Raw genomic sequence first — 16,658 nt, 5'->3', positions numbered from 1 at the left:
GGCCGGCTACGCGGCCCTCTTCCGGATTCCAAGGCGCAGGGAACTCATTTTGGTGGCGCGGCCTTGCTGAAGATCTGGCGGGCCGCTTCGATGGTGGCCGCGATGTCTTCGTCGCTGTGGGCGGCGCTGACGAAGCCGGCTTCGTACAGCGCGGGTGCGATGTACACGCCGCGCTCGAGCAGGCCGTGGAACAGCATGTTGAAGCGGGCGCTGTCGGTCGTCATCACCTCGGCATAGTTCTGCGGCAATTCGTTCAAGAGGAAGAAGCCGAACATGCCGCCTTCGCTGTCGGCACTGAAGGGTTGCCCTTCGGCGGCCGCCGCGGCCTTCAGTCCCTCGACCAGCGACCGTGTTTTCTGCGACAGCGCTTCGTAGAAGCCGGGCTTGGCGATCTCCTTCAGCGTCGCGAGTCCGCAGGCCGTGGCCACCGGATTGCCCGACAGCGTGCCCGCCTGGTAGACCGGACCCAGCGGCGCGAGTTGCTCCATGATGGCGCGCGGCCCGCCGAACGCCGCCAGCGGCATGCCGCCGCCGATCACCTTGCCCAGGACCGTGAGGTCGGGCCGGATGCCCAGCACGCCCTGCGCACCGTGCAAGCCGACGCGGAAGCCGGTCATGACCTCGTCGAAGATCAGCAGCGCGCCGTGTTGCGTGCACAGCTCGCGGCAGCGCTTGGCGAAGTCGCTGCCCGCGCGCACGAAGTTCATGTTGCCGGCGATGGCCTCGATCATCAGGCCCGCGATCTCGTGGCCGTGCAGCGTGAAGGCTTCTTCCAATTGCGCGATGTTGTTGTACTCGAGCACCAGCGTGTGCTGCACCACCTCGGGCGGCACGCCGGCCGAGGTCGGGTTGCCGAAGGTGGCGAGGCCGGAGCCGGCCTTCACCAGCAGCGCATCGGCGTGCCCGTGGTAGCAGCCCTCGAACTTGATGATGTACTTGCGGTCCGTGGCGCCGCGCGCGAGGCGCAGCGCACTCATCGCGGCCTCGGTGCCCGAACTCACCAGGCGCACCATCTCCATCGAAGGCAGCAGTGCGAGGATGGCTTCCGCGAGTTCGATCTCGCGCTCGGTGGGTGCGCCGAAAGAGAAGCCGTCGGTCACGGCGCGCTGCACCGCCTCGACCACGGCGGGGTGGCCGTGGCCCAGGATCATGGGCCCCCAGGAGCCGATGTAGTCGATGTAGCGCTGGCCGGCCGCGTCCCAGAAGTAGGCGCCCTGGGCGCGTTGCACGAAACGCGGTGTGCCGCCCACGGCGCGAAAGGCCCGCACGGGCGAGTTGACGCCGCCGGGGATCACGGCACGGGCGCGCTCGAAGAGGATGTCGTTGGCGTTGTGGTCTGACATGGTGAAAAGCGCAGTCAATGGCGGGTGTCGTGAGGGGGCAGGGCGAGGTCGATCGTGGGGGACTCGCCTTCCGACACGGCTTCGTCTTCTTCTTCCGGTTGCGCCCAGAACAGGCGATCGGGCAGCACATGCCCCATGCCGGGACGGAAGCCCGCGTCGAGGCAGCGGTCCATGTAGCTCAGCGCCTCGGTGGTGGCGGCAGCCAGGTCGCTGCCGCTGGCCAGCAGCGCGGCCAGGGCGCCCGAGAGCGTGTCGCCGGCGCCTGCGAAGACGGCATCGAGCCGCTCGTACTTCTCGCTGGCGAGCACCGTCTGCGGAGACGCCAGCACGTTGTCGATGAACTGGTCCGGCGACACCATGCCGGTCACGAGCGTGTAGGGCACGCCGAACTCGCTGGCGGCGCGGGCGATGTCGCGCGGGCCGGGTGGACGCTCGCCGGCCCAGTCGGGCAGCAGCCAGCGCCACAGCGTACTGTGGTTGCCCACCAGCACCGTCGTCTGCGGCAGCACCAGGTCGCGGAAGGCATCGAGGTACGCCTCGATCTGGGTGTCTTCCCACCACGAGAGGTTGGGCATGTAGGCGACCACGGGGACGTCGGGGTAGTCGGTCGCCGTCTCGGCCACGGTGCTGAGGTTCTCCGGCGTTCCGACGAAGCCCACCTTGATCAACTGCACCTCCACGTCTTCCAGGATGGTGCGCGCCTGTTCGGCGACGGCGTCCTCATCGAAGGGAAAGTGATCGAAGATCTCGGCGGTGTCGCGTGCATAGGCGCCGGTCACCACGGGCAGCATGTGTGCCCCGACCGAGGCCATGGCGACCGCATCGCAGGCCAGGCCGCCCGCACCGCTGGGATCGCTTGCGTTGAAGACCAGCACGCAGGGTGGATTGGCACTTTGGTCTGCGCTGTCTTCCTCGGTGGTCGGGTCGTTAAGATCGCTCACTTTGTGGTCTTGCTCCGGTGGTAATAAGTAAGTTGTCATGCGCGCGCAAGGCCCGTCCGTTGGTGGCGTATCTGAGACGCTTCTCACGCGTTTCGCAGATACGTTTAGATACGATCGTTGCATTTGATGAACAGGGACTTTAAGCTGCGATGAACACGAAAACCTGGATGTGCCTGATTTGCGGGTGGATCTACGACGAAGCGGTGGGCGTGCCTGAAGATGGTATTGCGGCCGGCACGGCGTGGGCGGATGTTCCGATGAATTGGACCTGCCCCGAATGCGGAGCACGCAAGGAAGACTTCGAGATGGTTGAAATCTGAAGCATGGCACAGGGCCGTGCTTCTGGCGCCCCGGTCGGGGCGCTTCGGTCTTAGAGTGTCATAAAGGAGCGGCGCGAATGAGCTCGAATGGATCCGGTTACAAAGTGCTCGTCATCGATGACAGCAACACCATTCGGCGCAGCGCCGAGATCTTTCTCAAGCAGGGAGGGCATGAAGTGCTGCTTGCCGAGGACGGCTTCGACGCGCTGTCCAAGGTCAACGACCACAAGCCGCATCTGATCTTCTGTGACATCCTGATGCCGCGACTCGACGGCTACCAGACCTGCGCCATCATCAAGCGCAACGCCCACTTCTCCAAGGTCCCCGTGGTTATGCTGTCCTCGAAGGACGGCGTGTTCGACAAGGCGCGCGGCCGCATGGTCGGCTCCCAGGACTATCTCACCAAGCCTTTCACCAAAGACCAGCTGCTGCAGGCAGTGCAGCAGTTCGGCACCGTTTCGCAGGAAGTGCAGTAAATGGCTATACGCAAAGTTCTCGTGGTTGATGACTCCAAGACGGAGTTGCTTTTCCTGACCGATCTGCTCCAGAAAAACGGCTTTTCGGTGAAAACGGCCGAGAACGCCGACGACGCCATGCGGCGCCTCGAGGAGGAGCAGCCCGACCTGATCCTCATGGACGTCGTGATGCCGGGCCAGAACGGCTTCCAGCTCACGCGCGCGATCGCACGCAATCCGCAGTACGCGTCGGTACCGATCATCATGTGCACCAGCAAGAACCAGGAAACGGACCGGCTCTGGGGCATGCGGCAAGGCGCCCGCGACTACATCGTCAAGCCGGTCAATCCTGCCGAGCTGATCGCCAAGATCAGTGCGCTGGCCTGATCGTTTCGCTCCTTCTACATGGCCAACCGCGACGCTCTGCGCGCTTTCCAGTCCCGGCTTGCCAGTCGCCTGCAAGCGGCGCGCACCTCGGGCGTGTCCGCTTCCTGGCTCGCCGTGGAGGCGGGCGAGGCGAAGTACCTGTTTCCACTTGGCCATGCCGGCGAAATATTCCCCTGGACCCCGCCGCAGCCGGTGCCTTATGTGCAGCCGTGGTTCCTCGGCGTCGCCAACCTGCGTGGCGGCGTGTACGGCATCGTGCAGCTCTCCACTTTCGCGACGGGCCAGACGGCGCCGCCGACCAGCGACGCTGCGCGGGCGCAGTCGCGTCTGGTGGCGCTCAACGAAATGCTGGAAGTCAACTGCGCCCTGCTGATCGACCGGCTGGTCGGCCTGCGTGGCGTGGAGGCTTTCACCGCATCGCAGGCGCCGGAGGACGGCGCACCCGCCTGGCGAGGGCATGCCTACACGGATGCCGCCGGCGCGCGCTGGCAGGAGATCAACCTGCAGGCGCTCTCTCAGCAGCCGCAATTTTTGAGCATCGGGGCCTGAGCGTAATGCCGGGCAACGAACACTACCTGAAGGACCGACCGTGAGCTCGATCGCCGACAAGTTCAAGAAATTCCTGCCCGTGGGTGGTGACGCCGGCGCGGGGCGCGTGGACAGCGGGTCGACCCTGTCGCTGGATGGCGCCGAAACCGTGCAGCCCGACGAAGAGAAGACGGTGCGCATCCGGCGCGATGCGCCTTCCGACCGTCCGCCCGAATCCGTGGTGCTTGCAATGGACGCCGCGAACGATCAGGCTCCGGTCGTGACCCCTTCCGTCGCCGCCGACAATGATCCCGTGCTTTCCGAGGCGCCTGGCGCCGCGCCGGCGGCGCCAGCGGCGGGGGGCGGTTCGCTGCGCTCCAGTCCGGCGCGCCAGCAGCGTGTGCTGGCCATCTTGCTGGGCGTGGTGGTGCTGCTGCTGCTGCTGGTGGCCGGCTCCGCCATCCTGCGCGCCGAACGCCTGGCACAGCAGGTGGCAGCCACCGGCCAATCGCTGATGCAATCGCAGCGACTGGCCAAGTCGGTGTCGCAGGCCCTGGTGGGCCACGTGCCCGCCTTCACGGAAGTCAGGGAAGCGTCCGACGACCTCACGCGCCGCGTGCAGGGCCTGGCCAACGGCGACGACGCTCTCAAGCTGGAACGTGTCGGCAACCAGTACGAGGCCGAACTCGCCAAGATCACGCCGCTGGTCGAGCGCGCCGACAAGAGCGCCAAGGCCGTGCTGGCGCAGCAGAAGATCCTGACCCAGGTCGGCACAGCGCTGCGCGACATCAACCGCCAGTCCTCGGACCTGCTCGAAATGACCGAGACCGTGGCCTCGCTCAAGATGCAGCAGAACGCCTCGCTGCCCGAGATCTCGGCCGCCGGCCAGCTGGTGATGCTGACGCAGCGCATCGGCAAGTCCGCCAACGAATTCCTTACCGTCGAAGGCGTGAGCCCCGATGCTGTGTTCCTCTTGGGCAAGGACCTGAACACCTTCCAGGAAGTCACGCGCGGCCTGCTCGAGGGCAACGCCCAGCAGCGTCTGCCGGGCACACGCGACGCGCAGACCCGCCAGCAGCTCGAAGCCATCCTCAAGACCTACGAGCAGACCCGCACGCAGGCCGGCGCCATCCTGGGCAACTTGCAGGGCCTGGTGGCCGCGCGCGAGGCGCAGGCCGCGATCCTGGCCGATAGCGAGCCGCTTCGGACCGCGCTCGGCGACCTGCAGGAAAAGCTGTCCGCCCGCACCGGCCTTGGCGCCGGCACGGTCGTGATGCTCTTCGTGCTGTCGCTGGCTGCCTTGGCGCTGGCCGGTGCCATCGGCTTCGTGCAGGTGCGTGAAGGCCGCGAGCGTGCCTTGGCCGCCGAGCGCGAGCGGCTGGCCGCCGAGCGCGCCAGCGAGGACGCGAGCCGTGTCAATGCCGCCAACCAGGCCGCCATCTTGCGACTGATGAACGAACTGCAGACGGTGGCGGAAGGCGACCTCACCCAGGAAGCCACCGTGACGGAAGACATCACGGGCGCCATCGCCGACTCGGTGAACTACACCGTGGAAGAACTGCGCCTGCTGGTGGGCAACGTCCAGAACACGGCGACGCGGGTCGCGCAGACCACCTCGCAGGTGGAAAGCACCTCGACCGAGCTGCTGGCGGCCTCGACCGAGCAGCTGCGCGAGATCCGCGAAACCGGCCAATCGGTGCTGACGATGGCCGAGCGAATCAACGGTGTGTCCTCGCAGGCGCAGGAGTCCGCCATGGTCGCCCGCCAGTCGCTGCAGGCGGCGTCTTCGGGCCTGCAGGCGGTGCAGAACGCGATCGGCGGCATGAACGCGATTCGCGACCAGATCCAGGAAACCTCCAAGCGGATCAAGCGCCTCGGCGAATCGTCCCAGGAGATCGGCGAAATCACGGAGCTGATCTCGGACATCACGGAGCAGACCAACGTCCTGGCGCTGAACGCCGCCATCCAGGCGGCCTCCGCGGGTGAAGCCGGCCGAGGCTTCTCGGTCGTGGCGGAAGAAGTGCAGCGGCTGGCCGAACGCTCCGCGGACGCCACGCGCCAGATCTCGGCGCTGGTGAAGGCCATTCAGACTGACACGCAGGATGCAGTCGGCGCCATGGAGCGTTCCACCCAGGGCGTGGTCGAGGGGGCCAAGCTCTCCGACAACGCCGGTACGGCGCTGTCCGAGATCGACCGCGTCTCGCGCCGCCTCGCCGAGCTGATCGAGCAGATCTCGCAGTCCGCCTCGCGCGAAGCCGATTCCGCCAACGTGGTGGCTGCGAACATCCAGCACATCTTCGCGGTGACGGAACAGACCGGCGAAGGCACGCGCACCACCGCCCAGCAGGTTCGCGAGCTCTCGCACATGGCCGAGGAACTGCGCCAATCGGTGGCGCGTTTCAAGATCGCCTGAACCCCTGACGGACTGCACCCGCCGTGTCGACCCAAAGCCCTGCCGCCGCCCCCCGAGCCGGTCACGCGACTGCGCATGAAGATCTCGGGCCGCTGGCCTGGGTGCTCGGTGAAATCCAGAAGTCATTCGACAACGCGAGCAAGACACTCAAGCGTTTCGCGCGCGAGTCCGGCGGCGGCGAAACCGATACCGCGCCTCTGCGCCTAGCCCGGCAGCAACTGCACCAGGCGGTGGGTGCGCTGCAGATGGTGGGCCATTCGGCGCCTGCGCTGGTGCTGGGTGCGATGGAGTTCGCCGTGCAGAGCTTCGTCGCCGAGCCGGCGCGTTGCACCGATGCGGCCGCGCACAAGATCGACCGGGCGGGGTTCGCAGTCACCGACTTCCTCAACGCCTTGCTGGCGGGCAAGACCGTGTCCCCGGTGGCGCTCTTCCCGCAATACCGCGACGTCCTCGAACTGGTGGGCAACGAGCGTGTTCATCCGGCCGATCTCTGGGACGTGAACTGGCGCTGGGCCGAGATCAAGCCCTCGCCCACCCAGACCGCAATGGTCTACGACCCGGCGGTGCGCTCCAAGCTCGACCGCGAGGTGCTCAAGATCGTCAAGAACGGCGACGATCATGCCGCGCGGCGCTTGCAGGCCCTGTGCCTGAGCCTCGGTCGGGGCGCTTCGGTCCCGCGCGTGGCCAGCTTCTGGACGCTCGCGGCTGGCTTCTTCGAGGCGCTGGCGCTGGCGCTGATCCCCGCCGATGCGCACGTCAAGCGGGCCGCCTCGCGGGTGCTGCTTCAGTACGCCACGCTGGCGCGCGGTGACAACACCGTCTCCGACCGGCTGGGCCAGGACCTCCTGTTTTTCTGTGCGCAAGCCGTGCCCGGCCCGCGCGACGAGGCCGCCACCCTGCGCGCAGTGCGGGCGGCCTGGGGCGTGACCAACGAGCAGAAGGTCGACTACACGATCGAGCAATTCGGGCGCTTCGACCCGCAAGTGCTCGCGCAGGCGCGCAAGCGCATCGAGACTGCCAAGGAGATGTGGTCGGCCCTGTCGGGTGGCGATGTCTCGCGCACGCGCCAGGTGGCCGACACCTTCGCCCAACTCGGCGAATCGCTGCAGAAGCTGCATCCGCCCAGCCTGCCGATGGCGCAGGCGCTGAACAACGCCGTCGATGCCTCGGTACGCTCGGGCCGTTCGCCGGGCACCGAGCTGGCGATGGAAGTCGCGACCTCCATCCTCTACCTTGAAGCCGCGTTCGATGACCTCGATCCCCATGATCGGCAGTTGACCGCCCGCACCGTCCAGTTGGCCGGCCGCATCGAACGCGCGCGCGACGGCGGCCGCTCGGAGCCGCTGGAACCCTGGATGGAGGAGCTCTACCGCCGCGTGAGCGACCGCCAGACCATGGGCACCGTGGTCGGCGAGTTGCGCAGCCATCTGAGCGAACTCGAGAAGTCGCTCGACCAGTTCTTCCGCCGGCCCGCCGAGAAGCCCCTGCTGCGCGCGGTCCCCACGCAACTGCTGCAGATGAAGGGCGTCTTCTCCGTACTCGGCCTCGACCAGGCCGCGCAGACGGTGCAGCGCATGCGGGACAACGTCGATCGCCTGATCGCCGAAGCCCCGTCTGCCACCGACGTGAAGGACTTCGATGCGCTCGGCAACAACCTGGGCGCGCTGGGCTTCCTGATCGACATGCTGAGCTACCAGCCGGCGTTGGCCAAGCGACTGTTCGTGTTCGACGCCGAGGCCGGTGAGCTCAAGCCCTTGATGGGCCGCCAGGCCGCCGACGCGGCTGCCCCCGACGCGGCGGTTCCCTCGGCTTCCTTTGCCGTAGCCTCGGGGCCGGTCTCTGTCACCGAGACGGTGCTCAGCGTCGAGGAGGTCGATGCCCAGATCGCGGCCAAGCTCGCCGCGCTCGCGACGCCCGCGCGCAAGGCCCCGCCGCCGCCCATCGAGGAAGTCAGCCGTCCGACCGCGAGCTGGACTGCCAAGATCACCGGCCCCGCCCCGCTGGAGGCGCTGCCGGACACCGAGGTGCGCGAACTGGAGGAAGACGACCTCCAGAACATCTTCCTGGACGAAGCCCGCGAAGTGCTGCACAACGGCCTGGCGGCCGTCTCGGTGCTGGGTGCGCGCCCGGACGACAACGGCGAGCTGACCGTGCTACGCCGCGCCTTTCACACGCTCAAGGGCAGCTCGCGCATGGTGGGGCTGATGGACTTCGGCGAGGCGGCCTGGTCCTTCGAGCAGGTACTCAACACCTGGCTGGCCGACCAGCGCCCCGCGACGCCGGAACTGCTGGCCGGCACGCGCCGCGCGCTCACCGATTTCGCCAAGTGGGTCGAAGCCATCGCCGGCAACGAGCCGCACGGTTGGCAGTCCGCGCCTTTCCGCGCCGTGGCGGAAGCGCTGCGTACCGGCGAGCCGATCGCGCCGCCGGCGCCTGTAGCCGATGCCGATGCGCTGGTGGCGGCGGCGCGCCACATCGCGGCCGAGGAAACCATGGCCGAGGCCGTGGCCGAACCCGAAGCTGTGGCGGTGCCCGAGCCCCAGCCCTTGCCGCTGCCGGACCTGCCCGACCTCGAACTGGGGCCTCTTTCCTTCGATTTGCCGGAAGCGGCAGCGTCCACGGCAACCCCGCCGGAGGAGCCGCTCCAGGCCCCTGCGGTGGCCGAGCCTGCCGCCGGCGACGACGAATTCGCCATCACCGATTTCCTCGATTTCGAGGGCCGACCCAGCCCGCAGGTGGAAGAGCCGGTCCTGCCCGCCGAACTGGAGGAGGTGGACTTCCTCGAGACGGCCCACGTGTCGATCGAAGCTCCGCTCGCCCTGCCGACCGCGGAGCCCGATCTCGACGCGCTGCCCTCGCCCTTGCTGAGAGCCGAGTCGCAGGACGAGCCCGAGATCGCCGACGCACTGCCCGAGCTGTCGTTGGAGCTGCGCCTGGAGCCGGCACAGGAGCCGGTATCGGCGCCAACGCCAGAACCCCAGGCCGTCGCCGGGGAGCCGCCCGCCCAGCAGGCGCCGCCGCCCGAGGACGAGCTCGCCATGCCTGCCGGGCGGGTCGCGGAGTTCACACCGGCGCAGGCGTTTGCCGAACCGGGTTCCGAGCCTGTTCCCGCGTCCGCCGAGGCCTCCCCGGAGCCCTTCGCCGCAGCACCTGTCGAGCGCCCAGCCGCGCCCGGCGCCGACGACCAGGTCAAGGTGATCGGCTCGCTGCGGATCGGCATCGCGCTCTACAACGTCTACCTGGTCGAAGCCGACGAATGGTCGCGGCAGCTCGCCCACGAAGTCGGCGAATGGGCGCTCGAGTCGCACCAGCGCGTGCCGGAATCGGCCATCAACCTGGCCCACTCGCTGGCCGGCAGCTCTGCGACGATCGGTTTCCAGGGCTTGTCGGACATGGCCCGTTCCTTCGAGGCCGCGCTGCAGCACTTGTACATGCAGGGCCGTGGCACGCCGGCGCAGGGCGCGGTGCTGGTGGCCGCGGCCGAGGAGGTGCGGCGCCTGCTGCACCAGTTCGCGGCCGGCTTCCTCAAGGAACCCTCCTTCGCGACGCTGCAGGCGCTGCGCGAAGTTGCGGAATCGCCGATGCCCGCCGAGGCGGTGGGCGAGGCAGCCGCGGCGCCGCCACCGCGCTTCGGTGGCGCCGACGTCGCCCTGGACGAGAGCGACGACGCGGTCGACGTGGCCGATGCCGTCGATGTCGACCTGTTCCCGGTCTTCGAGGAAGAGGCCGCCGAACTGCTGCCCCAGCTCAGCGCCGCGCTGCGCGCGTGGTCGCAGCGCCTGGATGACCCGGCGCCGCGTGCCTCCGCCCTGCGCACCCTGCACACCCTCAAGGGCAGTGCCCGCCTGGCCGGCGCCATGCGTCTGGGCGAGCGTGCGCACCGCATGGAATCCGAGATCGAAGCGATCGCCACGCCGGGTGCGGACCGGGCCGCTGTCGACCACCTTCTGACGCGCTTCGATGCGCTGCAGGCCAGCTTCGACGCACTGCGTGTGGCCGACGATGCGTTGCAGGCCGAGCTGGCACAGCGTGCGGTCGCTCCTGCTCCCGTCCCGGCACCTGTCTCTGCGCCTGTGCCCGCGCCCGTCTCCGCGCCTGCATCGGAGGCTGGTGCGGAGTCGCTCGCCGAAGAAGCACCCGTTGTCCAGGCAACGGCGGGCGCCGGGGACGCTTCCACCTCTCTCACGGACGGTGAGACGCCGCCGCGCCCCGTCGTTGCGCTGCCGTCTCCCTCTGCGCTCACACCCCTGCGTCCGATCGCCAGTCAGGCGGTGCGTATCCGCACCCACCTCCTCGATCGCCTGGTGGCCCAGGCGGGCGAGGTCATGATCACGCGCTCGCGGCTGGAGGCCGAGCTCAGCCAGCTGCGCAGCTCGCTGCACGACCTCACCGGCAACCTGGACCGCCTGCGCCAGCAGTTGCGCGACATCGAAGTGCAGGCCGAGAGCCAGATGCAGTCGCGCCTGGCCCAGGCCAAGGATTCGGCGCAGTCCTTCGATCCGCTCGAATTCGACCGCTTCACCCGCGTGCAGGAACTCACCCGCATGATGGCGGAGTCCGTCAACGACGTGGCGACGGTACAGCGCACGCTGCAGAAGACCGTGCAGGCCACCGAGGACGACCTGAGCGCCCAGGCGCGCCAGACACGCGAACTCCAGCGCGGCCTGCTGCGCACGCGCATGGTGGAGTTCGAGGGCATTTCCGAGCGCCTCTACCGTGTCGTGCGCCAGGCCTCCAAGGACACCGGCAAGCAGGTCCGCCTGGACATCGTCGGCGGCACCATCGAAATGGACCGCGGCGTGCTGGACCGCATGACGCCCGCCTTCGAGCACCTGCTGCGCAACTGCGTGGCGCACGGTATCGAGGACGTGCAGGCGCGCGAGAAAGCCGGCAAGGACGCCACCGGCCTGATCGCGATCGAACTGCACCACGAGGGCAACGACGTCTCGGTCGGCTTCCGCGACGACGGCGCCGGACTCAACCATGCGCGCATCGTCGAGCGGGCGCGTTCGCTCGGCCTGATCGCCGCCGATCAGCAATTGAGCGAGGCCGAGGCCGCGGACCTGATCTTCACGCCCGGCTTCTCCACGGCAGAGCAGGTCTCGGAGCTTGCAGGCCGCGGGATCGGCATGGACGTCGTGCGCGCGCAAGTGGCCGCCCTCGGTGGCCGCATCGAGACGCGGAGCAAGCCTGGCGAGGGCGCCGAGTTCAAGCTCGTGCTCCCGCTGACCACCGCCGTCACGCACGTGGTCATGCTGCGTGCCGGGGGGGCCTCCGTGGGCGTTCCCTCCAACTTGGTGGAACTGGTGCAGCGTGCCAGCGCGTCGGAACTCGAGGCGGCCTACCGGAACGAGCGCTATTCCTTCGGCGGTGAGCAGGTCCCCTTCTTCTGGGCCGGTGCGCTGCTGCAGTCGTCGGCGCGCAGTCAAAGCGGTGCGAGCAAGACCAACACGGTCGTGATCGTGCGAAGCGCAGCCCAGCGCGTGGCCCTGCATGTGGACGAAGTGCTCGGCAACCAGGAAGTCGTGGTCAAGAACCTCGGGCCGCAGCTGTCGCGGCTGCCGGGCATGGCGGGCATCTCGGTGCTGGCGTCCGGCGCGGTGGCGCTGATCTACAACCCGGTCGCGCTGGCGGCTGTGCACGGCGAGGAAGCGCGCCGACTGCAGTCCGGCACCGTGGAGGCGACGGTCGCCGCGCGCGGCAGCGACACGCCGCCCGTGCAGGCGCCGCCGCAGGTGCCCTTGGTCCTGGTGGTCGACGATTCGATCACCGTGCGCCGGGTCACCCAGCGCCTGCTGCAGCGCGAGGGTTACCGGGTCGCGCTGGCGGCCGACGGCCTGCAGGCGCTGGAGCGGTTGCAACAGGAGCGTCCGGCCGTGGTGCTGTCCGACATCGAGATGCCGCGCATGGACGGCTTCGACCTGGCGCGCAACATCCGCGCCGACGCTGCACTGGCGGCCCTGCCGATCATCATGATCACCTCGCGCATCGCCGAAAAGCACCACGACCATGCGCGCGCGCTGGGCGTCAATCATTACCTCGGCAAGCCCTATTCCGAGGACGAGCTGCTGCGCCTGGTGCGGCACTACGCCGGCGCCGAGGCCCCGCAGGCCCTGGCCGCCTGAGGGCCTGCGGGCGCATCGCATCCCAGCGCCTTCGCCGCGGCCGAAGCCCCTTCGGGTCGGCCGGGCGAGGCGTCACGCCCGGCGCTTCTTCCCCCGCACCGGCTCGCGCGCCGGCTCACGCACGACCGCATAACGGTGCAGGGTGTGCTCCCGCGCCTCGGCGTGGTCGACGATGGGTGCGGGATAGTTGTCGCCCAGCCGCAAGCCTGCTGCCTCCAGCTCCACCGGCGTTGCCGTCCAGGGTGCATGGATGCTCGTGTTCGACAGCCTGGAAAGCTGCGGCAGGTAGCGGCGAATGAACTTTCCCTCCGGGTCGAAACGCTCGCTCTGCGTGACCGGATTGAAGATCCGGAAGAAGGGCTGCGCGTCGCAGCCGCTGGAACTCGCCCACTGCCAGTTGCCGTTGTTCGACGATAGCTCGAAGTCGTTGAGATGCTGCGCGAAGTAGCGCTCGCCGCGCCGCCAATCCAGCCCCAGGTCCTTGCAGAGAAAGCTGGCCACCACCATGCGCAGGCGGTTGTGCATGTAGCCGCTCTGGTTGATCTGGGCCATCGCCGCATCCACCAGCGGGTAGCCGGTGCGTCCTGCGCACCAGGCCTCGAAGAGCATGTCGGCATGCTTGCCATGGTGCCATTGGATGCGGTCGTACTCGGGCCGGTAGCTCTTCCCCTCTGCGACCTGTGGGTGGTGAGCCAGGACCTGGAAGAAGAAGTCGCGCCAGATCAGTTCACTCAGCCAGGTGGAAGCACCTTCGTCGCCCTGCAGCGCAAGCTGGTGGGCGACCCCTGCCACCTGCCGCACCGAGACCGTGCCGAAGCGCAGATGCACCCCGAGATAGCTGGGCCCGCGCACGGCAGGGTAGTTGCGTGTCTGCTCGTAGCGGTCGATGCGCTGGAAGAAATCCTCGAAGAGGGCGCTGCCGCCCTGGCTGCCGGTCGGGATCTCCAGTTCGGCCAGGTTGCTCTTCTCGAAGCCGATGTCGGCCAGCGCCGGCACCGGAGAAACGTGATCGGCAGGAGGCGGCGCCAGGGCATCGGCATGGCTGCGGACCGGGTAGGCCTTCAGGTAGAAGGAGTCCACCTTGGCGAGCCAGGCGCGGCGGTAGGCGCTGTAGACGGTGTAGGGCTGTCCGGTCTTCGTCAGCAGCTCCTCGCGGTCGAAGATGCTGTGGTCCTTGTAGGTGTGGAAGCTGATGCCGCCGTTGGCCAGCGCACCGAGCACCTGCGCATCGCGCGCCAGCGCCTGGGGCTCGTCGTCCCGATTGGCGAACACGGCTTGCACTTCCAAGGCGCGGGCGAGCGGGGCGATTTCATCCTGCGCCACTGCGTGCCGCAGGATCAGGCCACCGCCCAGGGCGCGCAGCTCGGCCTGGAGCTCGACCAGCGACTCGCGGATGAATTCCACGCGCCGGTCCGTTCGCGGCAGTTCGTCGAGGATCGCCCGGTCGAAGACGAAGACGCACACCACCTGTCGGCAGGCGCGCAGGGCGTGGTAGAGCGCTGCATTGTCGTCCACCCGCAGATCGCGGCGGAACCACATCAGGCCCTTGGGGTAGGTCTTGTCGACGGCCAGTAAAATCGGCGGCATGGCTTCCGATTCTGCCCCGATGAACCTCACGCATCATTTCCTGATTGCGATGCCGGGGCTGACGGACAAGGCATTCAGCCGCAGCGTGGTCTACCTCTGCGAGCACAGCGAGCGCGGCGCGCTCGGGCTGGTGATCAACAAGCCCAGCGACATCAACCTCGGCGTGCTGTTCGAAAAGATCGAACTGCGCCTCGCGCGTCCCGAACTCGGAAGCGCGCCGGTTTTCCAGGGCGGCCCCGTCCAGACCGAGCGCGGCTTCGTCCTCCACGAGCCGGTGTTCGGCGAAGGCGAGAAGCCCAACGAGTCGGTCTATGCCTCGACCATGACCATCCCCGGCGGCCTCGAGATGACCACCTCCAAGGACGTGCTGGAGGCCCTGGCCACCGGCGCCGGCCCGCGCAAGGTGCTGGTCTCGCTGGGCTATGCCGCCTGGGGCGAGGGCCAGCTCGAATCCGAGCTGGCCGAGAACAGCTGGCTCACCGTGGGCGCAGACCCTGCCGTGATCTTCGACACCCCCATCGAGCAGCGCTACGACAAGGCGCTGTCGCTGCTGGGCCTGCAGGCCTGGACCCTGTCGCCTGAGGCCGGGCATGCATGAGGTTTGAGGCAATGCCTGACAGCGCTGCCCCGCCTGCTTGCGTCCCCTCCCATTTCCAAAGCTTCCTGGCCTTCGACTTCGGCCAGAAGCGCACCGGTGTGGCCAGTGGCACCCGGCTCTTGCGCAGCGCGACGCCGCAGCCCACCATCCGGGCCGAGGGCGACGCGCGTTTCGCGCAGATCCAGGCCCGCATCCGCGAGTGGCAGCCCGATGCGCTGGTGGTGGGCGTGCCCTACCACCCCGACGGCGCGGCGCACGACAACACCCGCGCGGCCCGGCGCTTCGCCCGCCAGTTGAAGGGCCGCTTCGGCCTGCCCGTGTACGAGGTCGACGAGCGCTACAGCACCACCGAGGCCCTCGCAGCCGGTGCGCGCGATGCCGATGCGGCCTCGGCCTGCATCATTCTTGAACAGTTCCTGAGGAGTCTTCCGTGACTGCCATACCCGATGCCGAAGCGCTCTACCTTGAGCTGCTGGACGGCGTGAAAGCGCTGGTGCGCGAGAACACGCGACTGGTCGGCGTGACCTCTGGCGGTGCCTGGCTGGTCGAGCGCCTGCAGAAGGACCTCGGCCTGGCCGGTGCGCCCGGCATCATTTCCTCCGCCATGCATCGCGACGACTTCGCGCGCCGGGGCCTGGCGGCGAGTGCGCAGACCTCGCTGCCCTTCGACGTGAACGGCGCCGATGTGCTCCTGCTGGACGACGTGCTCTACACCGGTCGCACCATCCGCGCGGTGCTCAACGAGCTGTTCGACTTCGGTCGCCCCGCTTGCGTGCGGCTGGCGGTCATGGTCGACCGCGGGGGGCGCGAGCTGCCCGTGGCCGCCGACTTTGCCGCGGCGAGGCTCGAGCTTCCGGCGGCGCAGTCGCTCGCCCTGGCCCGCGACGACAAGGGCGCCTTCAGCTTCCAGGTGGAGCAAGCCTGATGCTCTACAAGCGCAACCCCCAGCTCAACAGGAATGGCGAGCTGATCCACCTCCTGTCCATCGAGGGCCTGCCCAGGGCCATCCTCACGCAGATCCTGGACACCGCGGCCAACTTCACCAGCGTGAGCGATCGCGAGGTCAAGAAGGTGCCGCTGCTGCGCGGCAAGAGCGTGTTCAACCTCTTCTTCGAGAACTCGACGCGTACCCGCACCACCTTCGAGATCGCGGCCAAGCGGCTCTCTGCCGACGTGATCAACCTCGACATCGCGCGCTCTTCCGCGAGCAAGGGCGAGTCGCTGCTCGACACCATCGCCAATCTGAGCGCCATGGCGGCGGACCTGTTCGTGGTGCGACACAGCGAGTCGGGTGCGCCCTTCCTGATCGCCCAGCACGTGGCACCCCACGTGCACGTGGTCAACGCCGGCGACGGCCGCCATGCGCATCCGACGCAGGGGCTGCTCGACATGTACACGATCCGCCACTACAAGAAGGACTTCTCCAATCTCACCGTGGCGATCGTCGGCGACGTGCTCCATTCGCGCGTGGCGCGCTCCGACATCCATGCGCTCACCACCCTGGGCTGCGCCGAGGTCCGCGTGGTGGGCCCCAAGACCCTGGTGCCCGGCGACATGGCGCAGATGGGCGTGCGCGTGTGCCACTCGCTGGAGGAGGGCATCCGCGACTGCGACGTGATCATCATGCTGCGCCTGCAGAACGAGCGCATGAGCGGCGCGCTGCTGCCTTCGTCGCAGGAGTTCTTCAAGACCTACGGCCTGACGCCGCAGAAGCTGCAGCTCGCCAAGCCCGACGCGATCGTGATGCACCCGGGGCCGATCAACCGCGGGGTCGAAATCGACTCGGCCGTGGTCGATGGGCAGCAGAGCGTGATCCTTCCCCAGGTCACCTTCGGCATCGCCGTTCGCATGGCCGTGATGAGCATCGTCGCCGGTAACGAGGCTTGAAATGGCGGCCGCTCGGGTGCTGCGCGGTCCGATCGCGCGCCTGCGCTGCTCGGCGCGAGCTCCGGGCCCTCGCT

The 16,658-nt window shown here is 68.3% G+C and carries 13 protein-coding genes; 10 read left to right on the top strand and 3 right to left on the bottom strand.

Annotated features, from left to right (window positions below; translation table 11 throughout):
• Positions 1-44: 44 nt before the first annotated feature.
• The gene (gene hemL, locus ABEA07_RS21675; protein ID WP_345540440.1) at positions 45-1,343 is read right to left on the bottom strand and encodes a glutamate-1-semialdehyde 2,1-aminomutase; all 1,299 of its coding nucleotides are present in this window, start codon (positions 1,341-1,343) and stop codon (positions 45-47) included.
• Positions 1,344-1,357: 14 nt separating this feature from the next.
• A complete protein-coding gene (gene thiD, locus ABEA07_RS21670) occupies positions 1,358-2,323 on the bottom strand; it encodes a bifunctional hydroxymethylpyrimidine kinase/phosphomethylpyrimidine kinase (RefSeq protein ID WP_345540439.1) in 966 nt (321 codons plus the stop codon).
• Positions 2,324-2,433: 110 nt separating this feature from the next.
• Between thiD and ABEA07_RS21665 the strand changes: the two genes are divergently transcribed.
• The 6 genes from ABEA07_RS21665 to ABEA07_RS21640 all read left to right on the top strand — a co-directional run bounded on the left by ABEA07_RS21665 (position 2,434) and on the right by ABEA07_RS21640 (position 12,512).
• On the top strand, positions 2,434-2,604 hold the full coding sequence (locus tag ABEA07_RS21665) for a rubredoxin (RefSeq protein ID WP_007838397.1): 171 nt from the start codon (positions 2,434-2,436) through the stop codon (positions 2,602-2,604).
• A gap of 77 nt (positions 2,605-2,681) precedes the next feature.
• Complete coding sequence (locus ABEA07_RS21660; protein ID WP_086924244.1) at positions 2,682-3,080, top strand: response regulator; 399 nt, start codon at positions 2,682-2,684, stop codon at positions 3,078-3,080.
• Positions 3,081-3,446, top strand: a complete 366-nt coding sequence (locus ABEA07_RS21655) for a response regulator (RefSeq protein ID WP_345540436.1) — start codon at positions 3,081-3,083, stop codon at positions 3,444-3,446.
• Positions 3,447-3,464: 18 nt separating this feature from the next.
• The gene (locus ABEA07_RS21650) at positions 3,465-3,995 is read left to right on the top strand and encodes a chemotaxis protein CheW (protein ID WP_345540434.1); all 531 of its coding nucleotides are present in this window, start codon (positions 3,465-3,467) and stop codon (positions 3,993-3,995) included.
• Between the two features lie 40 nt (positions 3,996-4,035).
• The gene (locus ABEA07_RS21645) at positions 4,036-6,387 is read left to right on the top strand and encodes a methyl-accepting chemotaxis protein (protein ID WP_345540433.1); all 2,352 of its coding nucleotides are present in this window, start codon (positions 4,036-4,038) and stop codon (positions 6,385-6,387) included.
• 23 nt (positions 6,388-6,410) lie between these two features.
• Complete coding sequence (locus tag ABEA07_RS21640; protein WP_345540431.1) at positions 6,411-12,512, top strand: Hpt domain-containing protein; 6,102 nt, start codon at positions 6,411-6,413, stop codon at positions 12,510-12,512.
• A gap of 72 nt (positions 12,513-12,584) precedes the next feature.
• Here ABEA07_RS21640 and ABEA07_RS21635 read toward each other — a convergent pair whose 3' ends face one another.
• On the bottom strand, positions 12,585-14,099 hold the full coding sequence (locus ABEA07_RS21635) for a cryptochrome/photolyase family protein (RefSeq protein WP_345540429.1): 1,515 nt from the start codon (positions 14,097-14,099) through the stop codon (positions 12,585-12,587).
• Here ABEA07_RS21635 and ABEA07_RS21630 point away from each other — a divergent pair.
• From ABEA07_RS21630 to ABEA07_RS21615, 4 genes are read left to right on the top strand one after another with little or no spacing between them, the layout of a single operon-like run.
• The gene (locus tag ABEA07_RS21630; protein WP_345540428.1) at positions 14,098-14,697 is read left to right on the top strand and encodes a YqgE/AlgH family protein; all 600 of its coding nucleotides are present in this window, start codon (positions 14,098-14,100) and stop codon (positions 14,695-14,697) included. The genes ABEA07_RS21635 and ABEA07_RS21630 overlap by 2 nt on opposite strands.
• Before the next feature lie 11 nt (positions 14,698-14,708).
• The gene (gene ruvX / locus ABEA07_RS21625; RefSeq protein WP_345540426.1) at positions 14,709-15,131 is read left to right on the top strand and encodes a Holliday junction resolvase RuvX; all 423 of its coding nucleotides are present in this window, start codon (positions 14,709-14,711) and stop codon (positions 15,129-15,131) included.
• On the top strand, positions 15,128-15,622 hold the full coding sequence (gene pyrR, locus ABEA07_RS21620) for a bifunctional pyr operon transcriptional regulator/uracil phosphoribosyltransferase PyrR (protein ID WP_345540424.1): 495 nt from the start codon (positions 15,128-15,130) through the stop codon (positions 15,620-15,622). Before ruvX ends, pyrR begins: the two co-directional genes overlap by 4 nt.
• A complete protein-coding gene (locus ABEA07_RS21615; protein ID WP_345540423.1) occupies positions 15,622-16,584 on the top strand; it encodes an aspartate carbamoyltransferase catalytic subunit in 963 nt (320 codons plus the stop codon). The genes pyrR and ABEA07_RS21615 overlap by 1 nt, the downstream gene beginning before the upstream one ends.
• The last annotated feature ends 74 nt before the right edge of the window (positions 16,585-16,658 follow it).

Source organism: Variovorax defluvii (assembly GCF_039541515.1).
Classification (GTDB): domain Bacteria; phylum Pseudomonadota; class Gammaproteobacteria; order Burkholderiales; family Burkholderiaceae_C; genus Variovorax; species Variovorax defluvii.
Note: the sequence above shows the minus strand (reverse complement) of the source record. Positions and strands in the feature narration are given on the sequence as shown.

Excerpts from the sequence above, each read along its gene's own strand:
- hemL (WP_345540440.1), bottom strand. The coding sequence starts at position 1,343 with ATGTCAGACCACAACGCCAACGACATCCTCTTCGAGCGCGCCCGTGCC.
- thiD (WP_345540439.1), bottom strand. The coding sequence starts at position 2,323 with ATGACAACTTACTTATTACCACCGGAGCAAGACCACAAAGTGAGCGAT.
- ABEA07_RS21665 (WP_007838397.1), top strand. The coding sequence starts at position 2,434 with ATGAACACGAAAACCTGGATGTGCCTGATTTGCGGGTGGATCTACGAC.
- ABEA07_RS21660 (WP_086924244.1), top strand. The coding sequence starts at position 2,682 with ATGAGCTCGAATGGATCCGGTTACAAAGTGCTCGTCATCGATGACAGC.
- ABEA07_RS21655 (WP_345540436.1), top strand. The coding sequence starts at position 3,081 with ATGGCTATACGCAAAGTTCTCGTGGTTGATGACTCCAAGACGGAGTTG.
- ABEA07_RS21650 (WP_345540434.1), top strand. The coding sequence starts at position 3,465 with ATGGCCAACCGCGACGCTCTGCGCGCTTTCCAGTCCCGGCTTGCCAGT.
- ABEA07_RS21630 (WP_345540428.1), top strand. The coding sequence starts at position 14,098 with ATGGCTTCCGATTCTGCCCCGATGAACCTCACGCATCATTTCCTGATT.
- ABEA07_RS21635 (WP_345540429.1), bottom strand. The coding sequence starts at position 14,099 with ATGCCGCCGATTTTACTGGCCGTCGACAAGACCTACCCCAAGGGCCTG.
- ruvX (WP_345540426.1), top strand. The coding sequence starts at position 14,709 with ATGCCTGACAGCGCTGCCCCGCCTGCTTGCGTCCCCTCCCATTTCCAA.
- ABEA07_RS21615 (WP_345540423.1), top strand. The coding sequence starts at position 15,622 with ATGCTCTACAAGCGCAACCCCCAGCTCAACAGGAATGGCGAGCTGATC.